The organism is Salinibaculum salinum, assembly GCF_037645885.1.
Classification (GTDB): domain Archaea; phylum Halobacteriota; class Halobacteria; order Halobacteriales; family Haloarculaceae; genus Salinibaculum; species Salinibaculum salinum.
Genome location: NZ_JBBENW010000001.1, coordinates 526,403 through 546,885 on the forward strand (window position 1 = coordinate 526,403; position 20,483 = coordinate 546,885).

At 60.6% G+C, this 20,483-nt stretch carries 19 protein-coding genes and 1 pseudogene; 12 read left to right on the forward strand and 8 right to left on the reverse strand.

The features are described from left to right. Positions 1 to 2: 2 nt before the first annotated feature. The 4 genes from WDJ60_RS02740 to WDJ60_RS02755 are packed head-to-tail and all read right to left on the reverse strand — an operon-like array spanning position 3 to position 2,687. Positions 3 to 842, reverse strand: coding sequence for a TatD family hydrolase (locus tag WDJ60_RS02740; RefSeq protein WP_340098324.1), 840 nt, complete (start codon positions 840 to 842; stop codon positions 3 to 5). A gap of 42 nt (positions 843 to 884) precedes the next feature. Continuing rightward, positions 885 to 1,331, reverse strand: coding sequence for an NYN domain-containing protein (locus tag WDJ60_RS02745; RefSeq protein ID WP_340098325.1), 447 nt, complete (start codon positions 1,329 to 1,331; stop codon positions 885 to 887). A 47-nt stretch (positions 1,332 to 1,378) separates the two neighbouring features. Beyond that, positions 1,379 to 2,341 carry a M48 family metallopeptidase gene (locus tag WDJ60_RS02750; RefSeq protein WP_340098326.1) on the reverse strand — a complete coding sequence of 321 codons (963 nt, stop codon included), beginning with the start codon at positions 2,339 to 2,341 and terminating at the stop codon, positions 1,379 to 1,381. 37 nt (positions 2,342 to 2,378) lie between these two features. Then, positions 2,379 to 2,687, reverse strand: a complete 309-nt coding sequence (locus tag WDJ60_RS02755; RefSeq protein WP_340098327.1) for a DUF6684 family protein — start codon at positions 2,685 to 2,687, stop codon at positions 2,379 to 2,381. Between the two features lie 133 nt (positions 2,688 to 2,820). Here WDJ60_RS02755 and WDJ60_RS02760 point away from each other — a divergent pair, with 133 nt between their 5' ends. Further along, positions 2,821 to 3,051 (forward strand): Sec-independent protein translocase subunit TatA/TatB, encoded by a 231-nt coding sequence (locus WDJ60_RS02760; RefSeq protein WP_340098328.1) that lies wholly within the window; start codon positions 2,821 to 2,823, stop codon positions 3,049 to 3,051. A gap of 79 nt (positions 3,052 to 3,130) precedes the next feature. On the opposite strand, the gene WDJ60_RS02765 is transcribed toward WDJ60_RS02760, so the two are convergent. Both WDJ60_RS02765 and WDJ60_RS02770 read right to left on the reverse strand, forming a co-directional pair. After that, complete coding sequence (locus WDJ60_RS02765; protein WP_340098329.1) at positions 3,131 to 3,766, reverse strand: DUF7344 domain-containing protein; 636 nt, start codon at positions 3,764 to 3,766, stop codon at positions 3,131 to 3,133. Between the two features lie 234 nt (positions 3,767 to 4,000). Beyond that, complete coding sequence (locus WDJ60_RS02770) at positions 4,001 to 4,543, reverse strand: DUF7344 domain-containing protein (RefSeq protein WP_465269237.1); 543 nt, start codon at positions 4,541 to 4,543, stop codon at positions 4,001 to 4,003. 309 nt (positions 4,544 to 4,852) lie between these two features. Between WDJ60_RS02770 and WDJ60_RS02775 the strand changes: the two genes are divergently transcribed. The 11 genes and pseudogenes from WDJ60_RS02775 to WDJ60_RS18800 all read left to right on the forward strand — a co-directional run. Further along, the gene (locus WDJ60_RS02775) at positions 4,853 to 6,190 is read left to right on the forward strand and encodes a choice-of-anchor W domain-containing protein (RefSeq protein WP_340098331.1); all 1,338 of its coding nucleotides are present in this window, start codon (positions 4,853 to 4,855) and stop codon (positions 6,188 to 6,190) included. A gap of 51 nt (positions 6,191 to 6,241) precedes the next feature. Further along, entirely contained in the window at positions 6,242 to 7,954 is a 1,713-nt protein-coding gene (locus WDJ60_RS02780; RefSeq protein WP_340098332.1) for a SipW-dependent-type signal peptide and vWA domain-containing protein, read from the forward strand. A gap of 143 nt (positions 7,955 to 8,097) precedes the next feature. Beyond that, a complete protein-coding gene (locus WDJ60_RS02785; protein WP_340098333.1) occupies positions 8,098 to 8,916 on the forward strand; it encodes a hypothetical protein in 819 nt (272 codons plus the stop codon). Beyond that, positions 8,913 to 10,088 carry a hypothetical protein gene (locus tag WDJ60_RS02790; protein WP_340098334.1) on the forward strand — a complete coding sequence of 392 codons (1,176 nt, stop codon included), beginning with the start codon at positions 8,913 to 8,915 and terminating at the stop codon, positions 10,086 to 10,088. Before WDJ60_RS02785 ends, WDJ60_RS02790 begins: the two co-directional genes overlap by 4 nt. Further along, positions 10,088 to 10,969, forward strand: a complete 882-nt coding sequence (locus WDJ60_RS02795; protein WP_340098335.1) for a signal peptidase I — start codon at positions 10,088 to 10,090, stop codon at positions 10,967 to 10,969. Before WDJ60_RS02790 ends, WDJ60_RS02795 begins: the two co-directional genes overlap by 1 nt. Then, positions 10,966 to 12,159, forward strand: a complete 1,194-nt coding sequence (locus tag WDJ60_RS02800; protein WP_340098336.1) for a hypothetical protein — start codon at positions 10,966 to 10,968, stop codon at positions 12,157 to 12,159. Before WDJ60_RS02795 ends, WDJ60_RS02800 begins: the two co-directional genes overlap by 4 nt. 295 nt (positions 12,160 to 12,454) lie before the next feature. Further along, positions 12,455 to 13,543 carry a glycine cleavage system aminomethyltransferase GcvT gene (gene gcvT / locus WDJ60_RS02805; RefSeq protein WP_340098337.1) on the forward strand — a complete coding sequence of 363 codons (1,089 nt, stop codon included), beginning with the start codon at positions 12,455 to 12,457 and terminating at the stop codon, positions 13,541 to 13,543. Beyond that, positions 13,540 to 13,917: a glycine cleavage system protein GcvH gene (gene gcvH / locus WDJ60_RS02810; protein ID WP_340098338.1), complete on the forward strand. Its 378-nt coding sequence runs from the start codon at positions 13,540 to 13,542 to the stop codon at positions 13,915 to 13,917. Before gcvT ends, gcvH begins: the two co-directional genes overlap by 4 nt. A 279-nt stretch (positions 13,918 to 14,196) precedes the next feature. Continuing rightward, entirely contained in the window at positions 14,197 to 15,936 is a 1,740-nt protein-coding gene (locus WDJ60_RS02815; RefSeq protein WP_340098339.1) for a transposase, read from the forward strand. A 283-nt stretch (positions 15,937 to 16,219) separates the two neighbouring features. Next, the gene (locus WDJ60_RS02820; RefSeq protein ID WP_340098340.1) at positions 16,220 to 16,588 is read left to right on the forward strand and encodes a UPF0175 family protein; all 369 of its coding nucleotides are present in this window, start codon (positions 16,220 to 16,222) and stop codon (positions 16,586 to 16,588) included. Then, positions 16,585 to 16,668, forward strand: a pseudogene (locus WDJ60_RS18800) (twitching motility protein PilT); the annotation flags it as partial. The gene WDJ60_RS02820 and the pseudogene WDJ60_RS18800, both read left to right, overlap by 4 nt. A gap of 26 nt (positions 16,669 to 16,694) precedes the next feature. Here the strand turns inward: WDJ60_RS18800 and WDJ60_RS02825 are convergent. Together WDJ60_RS02825 and WDJ60_RS02830 are read right to left on the reverse strand one after the other, a co-directional pair. Further along, positions 16,695 to 18,893: a PAS domain S-box protein gene (locus WDJ60_RS02825; RefSeq protein WP_340098341.1), complete on the reverse strand. Its 2,199-nt coding sequence runs from the start codon at positions 18,891 to 18,893 to the stop codon at positions 16,695 to 16,697. A gap of 20 nt (positions 18,894 to 18,913) precedes the next feature. Further along, positions 18,914 to 20,434: an ATPase domain-containing protein gene (locus WDJ60_RS02830; RefSeq protein WP_340098342.1), complete on the reverse strand. Its 1,521-nt coding sequence runs from the start codon at positions 20,432 to 20,434 to the stop codon at positions 18,914 to 18,916. Positions 20,435 to 20,483 lie beyond the last annotated feature (49 nt).

Below are 20,483 nucleotides of genomic sequence, written 5' to 3' on the forward strand. Positions count from 1 at the left end.
TATCAGTCCTCCGCCAGCATCGTCTCGGTGTCGATGCCGTACACGCGGGCCGGCGTCTCGACGTGTGCACGATACATTGCGTCCTCGTACCCTTCCTCGACCAGCCACTCGACGCGTTTGGGGACCGTCTGGGGACCGAGCACCGCGCCGGGTCGGTCCGGATCATCGATGAAATCGGTCTCCATCAGGAATGGCTCGTCGTGCTGGCAAGCCTCCTCCAGTTCCTCCTTGTTCGAGAGGACGCTCGCAATCGGGCCCTCGACGCGACTGCCGGAGAAGTGCTTGACAACGCGCTCGCGCGGGAGCCCGCAGTCTTCGGCCCAGTCGGCCACCTCGGAGAAGTCCTCGCCACCCTCCGTGTGGAGCTGGACCGCACACCCGACCTCTGCAGCGAGTTCGAAGGCATACCTCATCACGTCGTTGGAGGCCCCCCATACGTCCTCGTCGACGTCGTAGTGGGGGCGGCCGCTCTTGAGTGCGAGTGCCGGCCCGTCGGCGACGAACTCGGCGGCCACGTCCAGGCCAGTTTGCATCAGGTTGCGCGCCTCTGCGGGCGTGTATCCGCGATCGACTAACTGAGAAATAAGCGCGGGATGGACCCCGAGCACGGGCCAGGCGCGTCCGGGGAGAACGTCGCTGGCACGTTCGGTGACATCGACGGTGATTTCGAACGTCTCGCGGAACCCGTCGGCGTCGTCCACGTCGCCGACGAGATGCCAGGACGGTTTATTGAGCACGAGCAGGTGTGTCCCGCCGCGATTGGCGAAGTCTTCGGCGGCATCGACGCCCCGGCCGTTGACGGGGTCCAGATGGAGGTGATTGTCCAGGATTGGCTGGAACATACCGACGACTGCGGCCCGATTGCGCAAAAACAGTTCGTCTCGTTACTCATCCATCGTCACGGCGTGCTGGGCGGCGTTGCGGAGCGCGTCCGAGCGGCCGTACGAACCGGGCGCGAGCGCAACGGTCCGCAGTCCTTCCTCGGCCGCGCGCTCGACGACGGGCTTGAAGTCGGCGTCGCGGGACGCAATCACGAGCACGTCGATGGTCTGCTCCGTCGCGGCTGCCGTCGCGTCCACGGCGAGTCGAACGTCGACGTCCCCGCTGGTGGTCACCACGTCGAAGCCGCGTGCTTCTGCGGCCTGAATGAGCTCCGGCGTCGCGTGCTCGTCCAGATAGAGTCGGGTCAGCGCGAGGGCACCCTCCGTTTCCGCGATAGCCCGCAACTCGTCGAGGTCGACGTCAAACTCCGCACGGAGCACGTTCGGCCCGTCGACGAACAGCCCCACCCGAGATGTCTCGTCACCGAAGAGTCCGCCGAGTAGTCCCATACTGACCCGTTCGCTACCCCGGGGTTTAGCGCTGACGACTGGCGCGCTCAGGGCCCTACCCGCTCGATGTGATGGTGTCTCTGCGGTCGGTCGGCGCGGTCGAGCAACTGCTCCACGCGGTCTTCGATCGGCGGGTGCGTCGAGAGCAGTCGCTGGAGACCGTCGTCCTCGCTTTCGTCACCGTGAATGTACAACAGCGAGTGAATCCCTCGCTTGGGACTGGTCGCTCGGTGAATCTTCGATAGCGCCCGCGCGAGTGCGACGGGATTCCCGGTCACGTTTGCGGCTCGACTATCCGCGGCGAACTCCCGTCGTCGCGAGTACGCCAGAAAGAGCAGCGTCCCGACGCTGAGAACGAGACCCACCACCGTTTGGATGCTCTGTTTGATGAGACCGGCCAGTCCCGGTCGCCTGTTCGCCGGGCGACCGAGAATCCACGCCATCGCCCGGTCGATACCGTGTAACAACAGGAGTAGTGGCAACAGAAACAGCGTCAGCACGCCGACGAGCGACCGCATCAGGCTGACTGCCAGCGTCTGGACGAACGTGTCGTAGCTCTCCATGTGTGCGAGTTCGTGCGCGAGAATCCCCTCCAACTCGTCGATAGTCAACAGCGAGAGCAACGACTGATCGAGCACGATAACCCCCTTCCGGGGGCCACCCAGCGAGAGCGCGTTCGGCACGCCGAGGTTTGCGACGAGAATCGGCGGCTGGTCGACGTCCATCTCCAGGCTGAGCCGTTCGAGTCGCCGGTAGAGCGTCGGTGCCCGTCGTCTGGAAAGCTCGACGGCCTGTATATTCGACAGCAGCCGCTGTGTCCCAAAACGGTAGCTCAGGTAGGCTACGGTAACGGTAAAGACACCGACGGCCACCAGCCCGGTCAGCAGGTCCGGTGGCTCGGCGAACAGCCACGTCAACAGGAGATAGCCGCCGAGTGCAGCCGCTGCGTAGACAGTAAACACTGCCGCGCCGACCAGCACCATGACCAACCGAATCCAGAGGCGGCGCATACGTCGTGTTGGTGTACGTGGTGGAAACGCCTGCCGGTCAGTCTCTCTGCTCCGCTGGTTCACGACTCCCGCCTAATTGCCCCTCGGCGCCGCTGATTGCTCGAGCTGCGATGTAACTAACCAGAAGGACGCCCCCGACGAGAGCGAGGTGCATCGCGAGAAGCGGCTCCCCGCCCGACCCCGGCGCGAGGAGGCTGAACGCGACGAGGAGCGCACCCATGATGAAAATCGGGACGGCGTTGACGAACAGATCCGAGAGTGTCTGCCTATCGAAGACGCCAGCGCGAGCCGTGTCCGTCTTCTCACCTGCTGGGTCACTGACTTGCTGGTCACTCGCTTCGGGCATTGTCCAATAGTTGGGCTGCCACTCGTGTAATTGTTGTCACCGCAGCTCGCACACGTCTACTGTTTAGCGACCGCTCCCGAAATCACACCTGTACGGATATCATACTCATCATCTCTCCGGACCTACGAGCGGCATGCAATCGTTAGTACCTGCATTCATCGGTGGTGTCGGCGGGCCAGAGATGCTCATCATCCTCGGTATCGCAATCTTGCTATTCGGTGCGAACAAACTACCAGAACTAGCAAACTCCTCCGGCAAAGCCCTGGGAGAGTTCAAGAAGGGGCAACAGGAGATTGAAGAAGAACTCCGAGAGGCGGCTCGTGCCGAGTCAGCCAGCGAGGAACCGCAGAAAGAGTCGGCCTGAATCGGTATGTAGCACGGTTTTAGTTTCCTTGCTGAGCCGGGGCTCCACGCGCTGTCGGTGTACACAAGAAGAGTAGCGGTCAGTTCGTCTCATCTGGGAAGTCTGTCTCTTCAACGGCTTCGAGCGGCGGGAGTCCCGCGTCCGGTGGGAGGTCAGTTCCCCCGATGAGCATCTGCCGGTCGCGGACAGTATGATAGGCAGCGATGATAGTGAACGCGAGCACGACACCGAGAGCGTAACCGAAGCCACCAACAACGTTGAACGGTGTGATGCCCAGCGCGGCCACGGTCACGAGTGCTGTCAGCACCCCACCGAGTCCGAGATAGAACTGACTCCACGGAAGGTCGTTTTCGTCGACGATGTCGAGGTAGATGTCGAACTGACTGATGTGGTCAGTGAGTTCGACGACACCACGGTTGCGGTCGTATTCTACGACGTCGAGTGAGTCCATCTTCGGCAGGTGTGTCTGGTGCAACGCGGTGTAGAGGCGCTTGCGTTCTTTCGGCGTGACTGCAGTCCGTTCCTTGCCCAACTCCCACGCCGCCAGTTGCTCGGACAGGTCACGAATCGAAACCGGCGCGTCGAGCTGGCGGAGGTAGTGGAGCGTGTAGCGCCGCCGCCTGTTCCCCAGTGTCTGGAAAACAGTATCCGTCGAGAGTGCCGAACCCTCGGCTCCCAGTGCAGTCCCCTCCTCGCCCCGAAGCTGTGATCTCATAGGACATTACCTATAATCTAATCACCATCTGCGTGTAAATAGTTATCTATAATCTCACATGTACTCTCTCAGTGATCAGATAACTTCTGATCTTCACAGCTGAGATAGATTCACTATATTTCACCCGGAAGAGATGTTGAATCGGGCAAACGTAACGCACGCGTTAGCCACTACGTTCGCTCGCCTCGCAAGGGCGGTGTTCTTCTATTCAGATAATCATGTTTTCATCGCGAGTCACAGACGGCGAGCGATCGCGCCGCGGAGGGTGGTGAGACTGCCGGTCGTACCCCGGTACAGCTGGTAGACGGTCGACAGTGCGAACAGCGCCAGCGTCCCACTGGCGAACAACAGCGGGTCGACTGTAGCAAAGACGGGAACTTCGGCGTGAGCGGCGACGACGAGAAACAGTCCGCCGATACCCAGGCCGCGATAGTACTCACCCCACGTGATACCCGCGGGCGTGACAGTGTCCATGTAGCGCCGGAGGTATCGACCGTCCGGAGAAGAACGGACGAGTTTGCGATCTGGATCGTATTCCACGAGCCCACACTCGGCGAGTTTGGGAAGGTGTGTCTGGTGGAGCGCGTTGTAGACACTCTCTCGGAGCGGCCGTGGTGCCGGATTCGTTCCCGACTCCGCACTGGCAATCTCCTCGGAGAGTTCCCGAAGTGTCATTTCCGTCGAAGCACGCCAGAGTTGTGTTAGCGCTTCTCGTCGTCGCGTGTTGCTGAGCAAATGGTAGATGTCGGACTCGGTGAGAGACGCTTTTTGAAACATGAATCACTCCCTTCGTGACGACACGCGTGAATCTCGGATACGTATAGAGAACGTACCACTTCTGTACAGCTCTCCTACCGAATTGGTAACGTGTTCGAGCCAGTGTAGTATCGTGTCCGTACGCTCGGTTCGAGAGCGGTATGGGTGTCATACACTGCGGGCAAATCATGGTACGAGTTTCGTATAAAATGGCGTTTGAGGCGCTGAAACGGCTGAATCACTGCATAAGTAAGACCCATTCAATCCTGGGGTAAGGTATCCCGGGCGGCCCGACCCAGACTGGGTGGCTGGCGCGGGACTCCAATACCCATGACCGACGACAAACCACAACTCTACAATCTGTCGCGCCGAAAAATGCTCGCTGGCCTCGGAGCCGTTGGCCTCGCTTCCACAGGCGCGGGTCTCGGTACCTCCGCGTACTTCAGTGACCGCGAAGCGTTCACGAACAACACACTGACTGCCGGTTCGCTCGACCTCCGCGTGGTCTACGACACCTCCTACGACAGCGGCGGCGCTGTCCAGAACATGGCGGACTCCGCCATGGGAACGCAGGACGGCGAACCCGCGGGCATGTTCTACGACCTGCAAGACGTGAAACCGGGCGACTCCGGGCACGTCAAGTTCTGTTTCGAGATCGTCGACAACCCCTCGTACATGTGGGCGTGCGGTGACCTTACACAGAACGAGAACGGTCTCACCGAGCCCGAGGCGGAAGTCGATGACACGCCCGACCAGGGCGAACTCGCCGAGAACATCGAGGCGCGCCTCGTCTACTGCGAGGAAGACGACGACGAAATCATCGAGGGTGAGGAGATCGCCGCCGGCACGATGGTCGACATCTTCGCCGCGCTCGCGACCGGCGTTCCCTTCGACGGTGACGGTACCGCCGGCCTCGAACCCGGCGAACAATCTTCCTACGACGATGAAGTCGTCGTCGAGGAGGGTGCTGACTACATCACTGGCCCGTGCGTGTGCCTGTTCTGGGAAATCCCGACCTCCGTCGGCAACGTCATCCAGAGCGACTCCATGACGATGGACTTCGAGTTCCACGCCGTCCAGAGCCGCCACAACGACGGCAGCGCGAACCCCTGCACCCCGACCGTTACGACCCGCACGGGTGAGGGCTTCGCCAAGCAACAGGAGTTCGAAACCGAGCAGGAGACGTCCTTCGCCCGCGGTCGCTTCGGTAACAACGGCCCATCCGGTAGCTGGGAAGTCGCTGTCGGTCCCGACGTGAGCAGTGCCGACACTGACAACTACGTGTGGACGCCCGGCGACACCGTCCCGTTCAGCTACTCCTACGACGGTAGCGGCAACGCTTCGTTCACCCTCGACGGCGTGAACGTCGCCAGTGGTATTCCCGCCCCAAGCGGCAAACTCGCCATCACGACGAAAGCCGACGAGGCCACCGCCGCTGTCGCGAACCTCGCGCTCGAACTCGACGGCGTCCCCGTGACGCTCAACGGGCCGGACGCTATCAGCGCCAGCAACGACGGCTCCGGCCGCGAGGTCACCTACCTCGTCTTTGACACCGATGCCGCAGATGTCGCCAACGCCTTCGAAATCAGCGGTGACGTCACCGTCGACGTTCAGGGCGACTACGACGACAGCGAAGAGGGCGTCGCCTTCGACATCAGCATCGAGTGAGACCACACCCCTCGTCCGGCCCGTCCGGACGTACTTAGATACCACACCAACATGAAAGAAGAACCACAGTTACACAACCTGACGCGGCGGAAAGTGCTGGCCGGCCTCGGAGCCGTCGGCCTCGCCTCTGCCGGTGCCGGTCTCGGCACCTCCGCGTATTTCAGCGACCGCGAAGCGTTCGCGGACAACACCCTCGTTGCTGGCAAGCTCGACCTGCTGGTCGACTGGCAGCAACACTACACGTTCGACGGTGAAACGCAGTTCGTCAACGCGCACCCCGACCACGACGGCGACGGCGAACAGTCCATTCCCGCGGACAACGATGCGGGGCAGCTTCGCTACCGCGACTTTGCCGACCCGGACGACCCGGACAGCAACGGTGCGAACCTCGCTGTGTTGAACTGCGAGAACATCCCACCGCTCTCGGAAGCCGACTTCGGCGAAGACCCAATCACTGGCGATCCGATGGACTCACTCGTCCAACTGCGCGATGTCAAACCCGGTGACGCCGGTGAGATTACGTTCTCACTGCATCTCTGTGACAACCCGGGCTACATCTGGATGCAGGCCGACAACGTCTCCGACAGTGACGGGGTTCGGACCGAACCCGAACTCGCCGTCGACGAGACGCCCGGTGGCGACCTCGCTCGACAGATCGAGGCCACACTGTGGTACGACGCAGACTGTGACAACGTCCACGACGAGGAAACGCCGTCGGACATCATGCTCACGCTCGACTTTTCGGGCTCGATGCTGTACGACCAATTCGGCGGCATCGTCAGCAGCGACGACATCACCATCGACGGCACGACCTACGGCGAGACCACCAAAATCGACCTCGTCGAACTCGCTGCCCGCGAGTTCGTCGCCTACCTCGACAACCAGAACGCGGACGTGCAGGTCGGTGTCGCGTACTTCGACGGCGAAGGCAGCGACGACACCGAACCGCGCACCGGCGTCCTTCAGCCTCTGGCAACCGACCTCTCGGTTGTCGACGGTGCGCTCTCGGGACTGCGCCAGAAACTGGCGAACGTCGTCAGCGGCGGCCCCGGCTCGACGCCGTTCGACGGTGACGGTGACCCGGACCCGTCCGCCGGCTCCGGCATCGCTACCGGGACGTACATCGGTGAGGGTGTCGACGACGCGCAGGACGAACTGACTACGAACGGTCGCTCCGGCGTCCGTGCGGCAAACATCGTCCTCTCGGACGGCGAGTCGTTCAACGGCACCGGAAGCACGCAGTTCAGTTCACCGCAGGACGCTGCGAGCGACGCCCGCTCGTCGTCCCCCGGCCCGGCGACCGACGTCTACACCATCTCCGTCGGCAGTGCGAACGACAGCGTGCTACAGCAGATGGCGGGTCCCGCCAGCGGCGCAGGGAACGACTCGCAGTTCTTCTACGACGTGGACGACCCAGTCGCTATCCCGACAGTCTTCGGGGTGCTGGCGAGCCAGTTCGTCCCGGAGAAGATCATCATGCAGGACACTCTCGACAACGTTCTCGCGGCGATGGCAGATGGTAACGGTATTCCACTGGATGGGAACGTCCTGACGCTGTACGACGAGTTGAACGACCCGGCGAACGATGCTGACAGAGAGGCGTTCCGTGGCAACGGACTGATGTACTGCGTTGCACTGTCGTGGGAACTCCCGGCCAGCGTCGGCAACGACGCCCAGGGCGACACGCTCGCATTCGACCTCGGTTTCTACACCGAACAGGAACGCCACAACGACGGGAGTGGTCCGGCGGTGACTCCCTCGTGACGGACCAACTCGGACCGGATACACTGCTCGTAGACCGGCTGTACGGGTAGCATACCGATTTCGACTTGGCTGGCAACCGCTCCATACCTATGCCGGTTGCTGGTGTTGAGAGTACACAAACAGTTTCACACGGAGAGATACAAATGCAACTAACACGACGGGAACTGCTGGCCGGCATCGGGCTCGGAACGCTCGGTGTCGGAGGGGTCTCCCTCGGCCACAACCGGCCACCATATTCCCTCTATACGTACGCCGCTGACGGCGACCTCGACGACCGTCGGGTCCGCGTCGCCTGGTACGAACGGTACAACGGGGCCGTCCAGGAGACCCACGACGGGTCGGCGACACTCGACTTCGACGCAACACTCGACCCGGACGGCCCGCCCGCCTATCTCGAAGAGGCGACGTTCGTGACGGACACGACCGGCCCCGTCCTTTCTGTCGGAAACGTTCTTCCCGGCGATGCCGGCACCCTCGTCATCGGCCTCGAAGTCGTCGATAGCGACGATTTCATCGCCGAACCGCTGGACATCTGGGTACAGACCCGTTTGCGCGCCGATAGCGAAGGCTCCCTCACTGACCCCGAAATAGACGCTGGCGACGTGACGCCAGACGACGGTGAACTCGACGAAGAACTCTTTGTCGAACTCTGGCGCGACGGTGCGCCGCTGGGCTCGTGCAACGGCCACAAGGACTTCACCGAGTCGCTGGAAGCCCCGATAGTGGCCCGCTCACCGATGAGCGATGCCTTCGGCGCTGCCAGCGACGTTGGCGACACCGACGGCCAGCGCGTCCTCCGTTCGGTCTCACCCGGCCAGAGCCGCTGTATTGCACTCGCATGGGACTTTCCCGTGAGCACGGCGACTAACCGCTCGCAGGGTGACAGCGTCGCCTTCGACCTGGTGTTTGTCGGCGTGCCAGCGGGCGCAACGAGTCCGTTTACTAGGGAGGTGGCAGAATGACGATGAGCCGCCGCCGCGTCCTCGCGGCCATCGCAGCAGCCGGCGGTGCCGGTGCACTCACCGGCAGCGGTGCCGGCGCATTCTTGCGCGACGATGTCGGTAGTTACAGTCGCCTCACGAGCGGTATCGTCGATATCGTGGTGGATTACTGGCAAGACGCTGCGAGCAGTGAAATCGACCTCGCGAATCCCGACGGAACCGCAGACGGGCCTCGACTCGATATCCCCGTGGGCGCCATCGAGGAGAACGCAGGCGGTGCGACGCTGCTCCGTATTTCGCTCCCGCAGGACGAGGGTCCCAACAATCCCGCCAGCGTCTGGCTTCGGACGGTCTGTCCCTCACCGACGACGCTCGGTGAGTTCCTCACGGTGGCACTCTCTTACAGTGACGAGACCGCTGGTCCCGGGCAGGCCATTGCCAGCGGCTCACTCCGCGAAGTTGCTGACGCACTCCGCGGTGGTGTCCGACTGGACGGCGACCCGACGACTTCCGATGTGGACTGTCTCACCGACGACCTGTTCGTCGTCGTCGAGTACTCACTCGGTGAGTACGTCGGTGACGAGACGACCGCGTTGCAGGTCGATATCGCGGCAACTCAGTGTCGCCACGCCGACCCGACGGTGAACCCATTCGGGAACGCCACTCCCGATCCCTGTGACCCCGGCTACCGCTGTGACTGCTGCTGGGCCATCGGGAAAGTTGAGGTCGACGACCGCTTCGAGGCGGGCACGACCTACGACTTTACTGAAGGGCTTGCCGACTATGCAATCTCCGTCACCGATGTCGACGGCGACAGCGGTGTCGCCTTCGAACTGGTCGCTACCGACGACGCCCCTCTCTTGCCCCTCTGTGAGGTACAGGTCAAGGGTGGGCCGCCGGACGAACGGTACACCCGAACTGACGGCGAATTCGGCTTCGAGACGAGCGTTCTCGACGGCACCTCGAACGGGCTCGTTTACGCACCCGAGAACCCAAACAACGGGGGCCGCTACGCCATCAGCTACGTGCTGGTGAACGTTTGCGTTCCTCGCCTGTCCGACGACACCTGCCCGGCAGATGTCGTCGAGCCGGCTCGTCGCATCGGCGACGATTCGCCGGGTGGCAGCCCGCCGTCTCCACCAGGTGGCGGCCCACCGTCCCCGACGAATGATGACAAAGGAGGGAAGCGATGATGTCCGACAGCGTCCGGTCGAAGTCGTTCGGTCGCAGTGTCCTCACCGTCCTCGGGGTCGTCGTGCTCGTTGCACTCCTCGTCCCGTTCCTGGTGTTCGCCGTTCCGCAGACTGTCGGTGCCGACCAGGGCTATGTCATCCTCTCGGGCAGCATGGAGCCCGCAGTCTCGCCCGGCGATGTCGTCATCGTCGACGCCTCGGCATCGGTCGCGGTTGGTGACATCATCACCTTCGACGACGGCAACGGCGTTCCGACGACCCACCGCGTGGTGGATATCGTCGACGGTCAGTACGTCACGATGGGTGACGCAAACCAGAACCCGGACAGCCAGCCCGTCTCACCCGACGCGGTCGTGGGGCGTGTGACGTTCACGATACCGCTCATCGGGCACGTCATCCTCTGGGTGAACACCCCGACCGGCTACATCGGGCTCGTCATCCTCCCGCTGGTGCTGTTGGTTGCTAACGAACTGTTCGCGTGGGCGCGCGGCCGAACGAACGAGCCGGAACCGGAGCGCAAGCCCGCTATCCGACACGTCGACGACGCAACTGCTGCGCGCCAGGCGGCGGAGAAAGAGGCTGCTGAATCTGCTCGCGAGACGGTCGCCGTTGCGGTGGCCGACCTCAAGTTGACCATGCTCGCGATGGCCGGGCTGGTTGCCTACGCGGCGTTCAACGTCTACGTCGAGGTTACGAGCGTCGGCGTCCCCGACCCCGTGTCGGTCGGCGCACTGACTGGCGGTCTCCTCGGACTGTCCTTTGCCATCTGGGTGACGGTCAGTGCGCGGCGGGCTGCCCGCTCGGCGAATACCCGTTCGGGGCGCGGCGACTCTCCTCGGCGTGCGCTTGCTGCCGATGGCGGCGCGGAGGGAGACCGATGACCCGAACTGTCGTGGTGTTCGTGGCCGTGCTCGCTGTCTTCGCGGCGGCGACTGCTGGATTCGGCGGCTCTGTCAGTCTCCTCGCTGACGACGAACAACTGGACATCGAGTTCAGCGCCAGCGGCGGCACTGGCGGCTTCGAACTCGTCGAACCCGAACCGGAGGTGGCACAGTCTGAGGACTCCGGCACGCTCGACGGGCTGACAGCCAGCGCTGACCCGGCGGACGATACGTCGAACGATTCGCCAGCAAACAACGGGACTGACGATACCGTCGACTCATCCGCTCCGGACGAAAACGCCACTGACGAGGTCGATGGAAACGTGACTGGTGAGTCCGCCACCGACGCGCCCGTGGCAGACGAGAACGTGACTGGCGATATCGGACCCAACACCACGGCCGCCAACTCGTCGGCTGACCAGAGCGTGAGTGACGGTCCTGTCACGGACGACAACGTCACCGCCGGTGACGACACTGTCAACACTGACGATACCAACGTGAGCAATGACGATGGTGACAGCATCTCCAATGGTTCGGAGACGAATGTGTCGGACGGTTCGGACCCGTCTGTCTCTGGTGATGACGACGCCGTTCCCACCGGTGACGAACCGTCGGTTACGGATGAATCGAACACGAACAGCACTACTGCGGGCTCGGAGACGAACGGCACCACGGACGGCACTGGTGACGGAACGACGGCGACGAGTGATTCAGACCTGGCAGAAGAGGATCCAGTCTCCAGTGACGGCGACAGCACGTCCGGTTCGGATGCTGGCGAGCAGATGACCGGGGAGGACGACGATAGCGCTGTTGTCACCGGTGACGACGGTGGAAGCAACACCACTGATGGGAGTGAGCCGGACGCGAGCTCCGCCACCGACGATGGCCCCGACGAATCTAGCACGGACACGGAAACTGTCGACGAGAGTAGCGCCGACACTGGCAGTGAAACGACCGACAACAGCACTGACTCCGCGACCGACAATGGCGCGGAGTCTGAGACTGCTGACGATACCGAGTCTGAGACTGCTGAGGGTACGGAATCTGGGACCGGTGACGAGGCGACAGAAAGCGGGGCGACCGAAGGCGGAACGACTGACGAAACTACCACCGACGATTCCTCTGACCTGGACTCGTCGACTTCGACGGGTGAGACTACTACAGACGACGAGACGACCGGAACCGACTGATGCCCCAACCAGTTCCACGCCGTGGTATCATCCCTGGAATGGCTCCCGGTGCTACCCGGCGGAATGCCGTTGTCGCGCTACTGTACGCGTTCGTTCTGATACTCACCGTTGCTCTCGTCGCTATGCTTCTCTAACCGACTTGTAGTGGGCGGTCAGTACGCTGTCGACCATACTGGATCCTTTCTTCACACCCGGGAGAATTTGTTGCCATTTACTATCGCAATATACACTTTATACGGTTTCCTGCTGTCCACGCTCCCACAGACTTAGGACGCCGGCAGACGAGTATATCGGCATGACACTTCGCACACCGCCCCTGCGAGACCTTCACGACGGTCGCGGGGCACAGTTTACCGACTTCGGCGGCTGGGAGATGCCCGTCGAATTCGACTCGATTCGTGCCGAACACACTGCGGTCCGAGAGTCGGCAGGTAAATTCGATGTTTCACACATGGGCGAAATAACTGTCTCCGGGCCGGACGCTGCCCGGCTCTGTCAGCGACTGACAACCAACGACGTGCTCGCGCTGGACCCGGGCGAAGCACAGTACGCCGCCATCACCGACGAGGACGGTATCATCCTCGACGACACCGTCGTCTACAATCTCCCCGCGAGCGCGGACGCGGACTACCTGTTTATTCCCAACGCGGGCCACGACAGCGAGATATACGACCGCTGGGTCACACACCGTGACCAGTGGGGGCTGGACGCGACCGTCACAAACCGAACTACGGAGTACGCCATGATTGCTGTCCAGGGTCCGGATGCCCCGGAACTGCTGGCTGCCGAAACAGATGTCGACCTCCCCGAGATGGGTCGCTTCGATATCGCGAGCGGCGCAGTCGCCGGTGTCGAGTCGCTGGTCGCCCGGACCGGCTACACCGGCGAACGCGGGTTCGAACTGCTCTGTCCCTGGGACGCTGCTGAGACAGTCTGGGAAACGCTGGATTGTCAGCCCTGCGGGTTGGGTGCCCGCGATACGCTGCGCCTCGAGATGGGGTTTCTCCTCTCGGGCCAGGACTTTCACCCCGAGACGAATCCACGAAACCCCTTCGAGGCCGGTATCGACTTCGTTGTGAAACTCGACACTGAGTTCGTCGGCCGTGATGCCCTCGAAGGTATCGCGGCCGAGGGGCCGGAGGAGAAGCTGGTGGGTCTGGAACTCATCGACCGAGGTGTTCCGCGTCACGGCTACGAAGTGACGACAGCCGACGGTGAGTCACTCGGGGTGGTAACGAGCGGGACGATGAGTCCGTCACTGGGGGAACCGATAGCACTTGCGTACTTGCCGTCGGCGTACGCCGAGCCGGATCGGACAGTGCGAGTTGTCATCCGCGACGAACCGAAGAAGGCACGTACCACGACGACGCCATTTCTCCCATGAGCTTCGAGATACCCGACGACTTGCGCTTCCTCGACTCCCACGAGTGGGCGCGCGACGAAGACGGGACTGTCCGCATCGGCATCAGCGACTTCGCACAGGACGAACTCGGCGATGTCGTCTTCGTCGAACTTCCAGACGAGGGCGACCAGCTAGACCGCGAGGAATCGTTCGGTGTCGTCGAATCCATCAAAGCAGTCTCAGACATCTACGCCCCGCTCGCGGGAACGGTCACCGAGACGAACGACGCTCTGCTCGACCAGCCGGAACTGGTCAACGACGACCCCTACGGGGACGGCTGGATGATAGCCCTCGACCCCGACGAGTCGCTGGACCATCTCCTCTCGCCGGACGAGTACGCCGAGCAAATCGAGTGACGAGGCTGTTTCTTCTGACACTGGCGGCTCCAGCGGTGGCTGCAGAATTTGTGAAGTAAACTCTATGTCGATATATGGAACTGGGAAAGGTGCGCTGCACGTTTTCGGGATCTCAAATTCTACCAACAACTAGTTCGCTAATACGTTGTTTGGGCAGCAGTACCGTGTGACGAGACAGCTATGAATTCGAGAAGGGTCCCAAACGGTCGATTTGGCGACTAATGTGACGACTTGAAACCGCTTGCTACCCCGCTCAGAACTACGATGAGTTCTAAACGGATGTCGTCAGTTGATGACGACGCCCCCGCGCTCGCGGGGGCGATCGTCTATCACGCTGGAGAAGTCTGTGAATCAATGGATCACCTCTGGCGTGTCCTTGGTGAAGTATCAATTCCAGCCGACGGACTCACCGACGACCGCCAGCAACACAAGGTCGCAAACGGCACTGAACCAATGGCTCGGGTGTATATCTATCAGAAGATCTACGACCTCGCCCAGAGCGAGGTCGCAGATCGCCTCGAAAGCCAGCCATCACTCCTGAAGACGCTTGATTTGACCAAGCCGCCGAGTCAGCAATCACTCTCGTACGCGTGGAAGCAGTTCAGCGAACAGACTAAACGGACGCTTGACGCCGCAGCTACGGGTATCGCACACGAAGCCGTTGACCGCGGCGTCGTGTTAGAAGCACGGGTTCCAATCATCCCAGATGAAGACGATATCGAAGAAGAGGGTGATGAACCGACCGTAACACGTGAGCACGTTCGGAAGCAGGGGAACAAGATCGTCGAGCTCGCCCGAAGGCACGCCTTCGGCGAGTTCGACTCTGAGAGGGCTGAAAACAGAGTCTACGAGGACGAACAGATCCTCGATCTGTTCGCCTCGGCATGCCTCACTCAAGGAAGCGCTCATTCCGAGGGAGAAGCTGGCTGGTTTCTCGACGAGAACGACGCCTGTGACGACTCTACGTTCCTCCGAGTGATCAAGCAGTTCGCAATGCCAGCTGATCAGGACGTGCCTGTCTCGCTCCAAGAACAGCAGATCGAGGATATCGTGGCATTCACCGAGGTGTTTCGCGAGTATCTCATGGACGGCTTCGATACGGCGACGGAGAACATCCTCCAGACAATCCGGTACGAAGATCCATTCGACGACCGCCACGTCGTGGCGGCCGTCGATTTCACGCACGTCCCCTATCACGTCTGGCCGTGGATCGATAAGGATGAACAGATCCCAAAGTCGACGTACCCGCCGATGGTGAGCGGGTACGTCGACGACGGTGAGTTGAAACACGGCTACACGTTCGCGACGATCACGATCGTCGGGAACGACGTTCCGATCATCTTGGGGATTGAGGGCGTCAAGGAACACTCAGACTGGGAACCAGCTGAAACGCCCGCTGACTCGAAAGCAGACGTCGTTGCGCGTCTGCTTTCGAGAGCCCAGCAGTATGTTGATCTGGACGAGATTCTGTTGGATCGAGGCTTCTACGCCAGAAACGTCCGTGCAGAGATCAACAGTCGTGGACTGTTGTACACGATGCCAGTGCCGAAATACGAGTCAGATTACGAGGCGATCAAGCACATCAAAACCAAAGACGGGGTAGACGCCGCTGTCAACCACGACGTCCCCGTCGGGATGGACGGGGACGTCGATCATACTGCAGAATATCTGTACGTTCCAGCCACCAGTGACGACGCTGAAGGCAAGTATGCCGTATTCGTGACCAACCGCGATCACGTCGCTCCCGACGAGATCGCTCACGTGGCGAACGGCTACAGCCGTCGCTGGAACATCGAAAACCAGTACAAGTCGGTGAAAGCGTACCTCCCGAAGACCTCCTCGACGGACTACCGAGTGCGGTTGTTCAACTTCACGTTCGCAGCGTTACTGTACAATCTGTGGCGGCTCACCGACTTTCTGGTGAAAGTCGGCACAAAGCGGGAGATCAGGTCGCCACCAGTCGTGACCGCCAGGACGTTCGTCCGGGCGGTCGGCCACTTTCTCCGAAAGGTCGGATGAGGCGGTGCTGGTGTGCCTGTCGCTCGCCTGCGGCAAGCCGCAGGACTCGCGGTCTGAGCACGATATCAGCTGTTCTCCTCTAATCGATCGGTGAATCCTCTCTAACCGGCAACCAATGCATAGCATCTCCATGAGGACACCTCAAATTTCGTCTGATTCGACCGCTATTCGTTTGTAGACGCTCTATATCCCGAAAACGTGGTAGTTGAGACTGGTCGTCTCAATGCATATGGTAGTCTGGCACAGTTCATAAATAGTATGAAGACGTAGTTTGGATAGAACGATGGCGCGAATCACCGGCTCCTACCCAGACGACCTCGATCTCCTCATCGAGGGTGCTGTCGAGGCTGGGGTGTTTGGTGGCAAAAGCGATGCATTACGCGAGTTCGTGCGTGAGTACTTCGAGGACCACGAAAACGGGCGCATTGCAGCTGCCGTCGCCCTTTACGAACGAGAGCGAATCACGCTCGGTGATGCTGCAAGACTTGCTGATGTTGACCGCTGGACGATGCGGGATATCCTCCGTGAGCACGGTGTTGAACTCCGCCTCGGACTCGTTGACGAAGACGACGCAGCCTACGAGGTAGAGGCAGCGAGCGAACTCGAATTCGATGATGAAGACTCGGACGACGAGGAGTCGCGTGCGAAATGATAGGTGACGGTATTCCAGCAAACCCGAGTGTACTGAACACGACTGTCCTCTCGAATTTTGCGTATATCGATCAGCTGTGTTCCGATGTCTTCGTGTCTTCCATTGGTCAGTGGTGTTCGACGGGCGTTCCACGAACGGACGAATCAGCGGACAATCGGGGAAGGCTCAATACGACGGCTGTTCCACGCCGTGAGTTGTCGATAAAGGTGACTTCGCCACCGTACAGCGAGACAGTCCAGTAGACGATCCAGAGCCCGAGTCCGGTGCCATGCTGGAGCGGCGTTTCCTCGCCCTGTTTGATCGTTTCCAGCTCTTGGTCTGGGATGCCCGGTCCGTTATCTACGATTTCGATGTCGATCCACTGGTCAGACTGCTTTTCCCTGGATGGTCTGGTGGTGACTGTCACCTCGGGTTCGGGTTGGTCGTTGTGGACGACAGCATTGTCCAGCAGTTCCTTCACTGCCAGCTTCAACCCGCTATCTGCTCGAACGTAGAGTGGGTCAGAATCATCGAGATCGAATGAAGCGGTCGAATGCTCTTCAGAGAAGGCGGTGACGACATCGCTAATTAACTCCGTCACGTTGGTAGCGGTCTCAGCTGAGAATTCGTTTTCGAACAGTGAGCGCACAGTTCCGGCTTTGTCTCCCAGTGTCTCCAGAGCATCCGCTCGCTTTTCGATCGCCCGCACATGCTCCTGCAGTTCGTCATCGGCCAGCGATTCGCGGAGTAGTTCGGCGCGACCCTGAATAACGTTCATTCCGTTCTTGAGATTATGGCGCAAGATGCGGTTGAGAACGTCGAGTTGCTGTTTGCGCCGCCGACGATTCGTCACGTCGGATTCGATCGCGACGAAGTGCGTAATCTCTCCTTCGTCGTTCGCTATAGGCGAGATCGTCTGTTCGACGTGATACAATTCCCCGTTTTTGCGCTGATTGATGAGATTTGTACTCCATTGCTCGCCCGAAAGGATCGTCTGCCACATCCGATCGTAGAACTGCTCATCCTGTTTGCCTGACTTGATAATGCGGGGGGTTCGACCGACAGCTTCCTCACGAGTATAGCCGGATCGGGATTCAAATTTCGGATTCACGTACTCGATGGTTCCTTCCCTGTCAGTGATGAACACCGCATGTCCTGCGTTCTCGACAGCTTTTTTGAACAGCTGTAAGTCCATCTCGAGCTCTTTGCGCTCGGAGACGTTCTCCTGGAACCCGACGTAATTCTCAACGGTTCCGGCGTCGTCTCTCACCGGCGCGATACTGACGCGGTTCCAGAACTGACTGCCGTCCTTTCGGTAGTTCCGGAGTTCCACGGACACCGGCTGGGCCTTGTCAACCGCCTTCCGCATTTCGGCGACTGGTTCCTCTCGAGTCGCCTCACCCTGGAGAAACCGACAGTTGCGCCCGAGCGATTCCGACTCAGAATACCCCGTCAGCGCTTCGAATCCTTCGTTTACGTAGACCATCGGGTTGTCCTCTCGGTTGGGATCGGTAATGGTGATCCCGACGGGGGCTTTGTCCATCGCCTGGGACTTCAGTTCGAGCTCTCGTGCGTACGCTTTCCGGTCTGTCACGTCGCGTGCAGAGAGGATTACCGGTGACTGGTCGGAATCCTCGAGCGTCGCAGCCGACACCTCCAACTGTCGCTTTTCTCCCTCCTTCGTCTGACACGTGAGATCGTCGGTCGATCCCTGCCCCGCCTCCTGTACCTGCTGGAGAAACGACTGAAACCGCTCGCGATCGTCGGCGTGGATTGTCTCCGTCGGCGAGACAGAGAGTAATTCGTCACGCGAATATCCCACGAGGTCACACGCCGCCGGATTACACTCGGTGATCTCGTCGCCAGCGGGAGCAACAACCAAGATTGCGTCGTTCGTCGAATCGAACAGCCGCTGAAATCGACTCTGCACGTCCTCGTAGCGTTCGGACAACTCTACCGACTGGTCGCGCCGGGCCAACAAATTCCCTACCCGACGATACAGGGTCGTCCGGTCGACGGGTGCTGACACCACTTCGTCAATGAGCGGTGGCCCGTCGCCGTTCTGCTCGGACGGCAGCGGGACAGTGCCCCTCGACCCTTCCTGTTGAATCAACAGTACGGGCGTGAAGGTCGGATGGACCCCTTTTTTATGCTCTCGCAACGCGTCGCGGTACGTCGGCACCATCTGTTCACCAACGAGGTAACAATCGACGGGTTGGAGGGTATCATCGGCGATGACGTCGTACCGCTCATCGAGAAATTCTTCGAGGGCTTCCCGGTCGTTATCGCCGTGTATCAGGAGTTGTATGGTATGGTTCTCACCCATTTCGCGACTCGACTGGCCGGTCATAATTGATCGGTTGTCTGGTCGTGCTCGTCGGGAACGCGATACGTTGAACTACCCTGCATGATCCCCCGAACGGTATCGAACGGTCCTTCGATAAACAGTCCCTCGCCGGACTTGATAGCAAACCGGTGGAACCGGCTGTCGAAATCCCCGAGTCGTTTTTTTACGACACCGATCGCTCGGTCCAGTTCGCCGTCAACCTCCACGTAGGAGAGAAACACGATGTTGTCCGCAATGTAGCTGGTATTCGTGCTCGTGGCTTCCGGGATTCCCGTGAGTCGGTCCGCCTCGTCCGTGACGACGACAGCGATACCGCGGTTCTTGAGAACCCTTGTGAGGGCGTGTAACCGGCGAACGAGTCTCTCGTCGTTCCCCTGGAGGGAGATCTTGTAGCCCGAGAGCCCGTCGATAAACACCGCGTCCGGAGCGTACTCGTCGGCCTGCTTGAGAACGTGCTGATCGAACTCCTCGGCGGAACGCACGAGCGGTTCGGTCTCTGTCAGCTCCAATGATCCTTGCGCCCGCATCTCAGATATCGGGAGTCCGAGCGTTTCCGAGCGATGGACGAACTGGTCGATAGACTCCTCAAATAGGTATCCGAGTGCTGTCCCGCCGTCTTCGACGATCCCCGAGAGTATCTGGGCACCGGTGGTCGATTTTCCGATACCAGTCGGACCGCTGATAAACGAGACGGTCCCGCGTTCGATTCCGCCACCGAGGAGTCCATCGAGAGCTTCGTGTCCGGTTGTGATGAGTTCCGGATCGAACGTCCGGTTGTCGTGTTTCGGGATGGTCTGTGGGTAGACTTCGATCCCGTGCTCGCGGATTTCGAGTCCGTGGGTCCCGTCGATCTGGCCGAGACCACGGTGTTTCGGGACGGCGATCCGGCGCTCGTGCTCGTCCAGATACAGGTTGATGACGCCGTCGCTCAGCGATTCGAAATCGTCGTGTCTGGTCTCGCGAGTGCGCTCCCTGTCGAGGGTTCGCGTCGCGACTGTCGTGACCTGTCGGTCCCGAAGGAACCGGATGAGCGATTGCAACCGCTTCCGGTACTGGTATTCGTCCCGTTCCACGTACTGGAGTTGTGTGATCGGGTCGATGAGAATTCGGGCCGGGTCAACCTCCTCGATTACGTGTTTGATATCCTGTGTGAACTGTTCGGATTCGACTTCTGTCGCCTCGACAAGGTTGTACGACTGGTCCTCGGCGAAAAAATCCGTTCCGGGCCCTATGTCCAAAAACTCGGCGTCCCGAATGTCGACATCGAGCCGTGCTGCGTTGACAAGAATGTCGTGTCTGGACTCTTCACCGTGGATGTAGACGATTGTCTCGTCGGCATCGAGCCCCGCTCGCAAGAAGTGCTGACCGAGCAGCGACTTCCCCGTTCCCGAACCGCCCTGGACGAGGTACGTCCGACCCCGAACGAACCCTCCGTTGAGTAGTTCGTCCAATTCGGGGATACCCGACGCTACCATTTCGATCTCCTCTGAAGGCGCGTCGAGAGAGTCGTCAGATCTCATATCTCGTATAATTACATTAGCCTCGAAAGGAATAAGTCGGCGGTCTAGA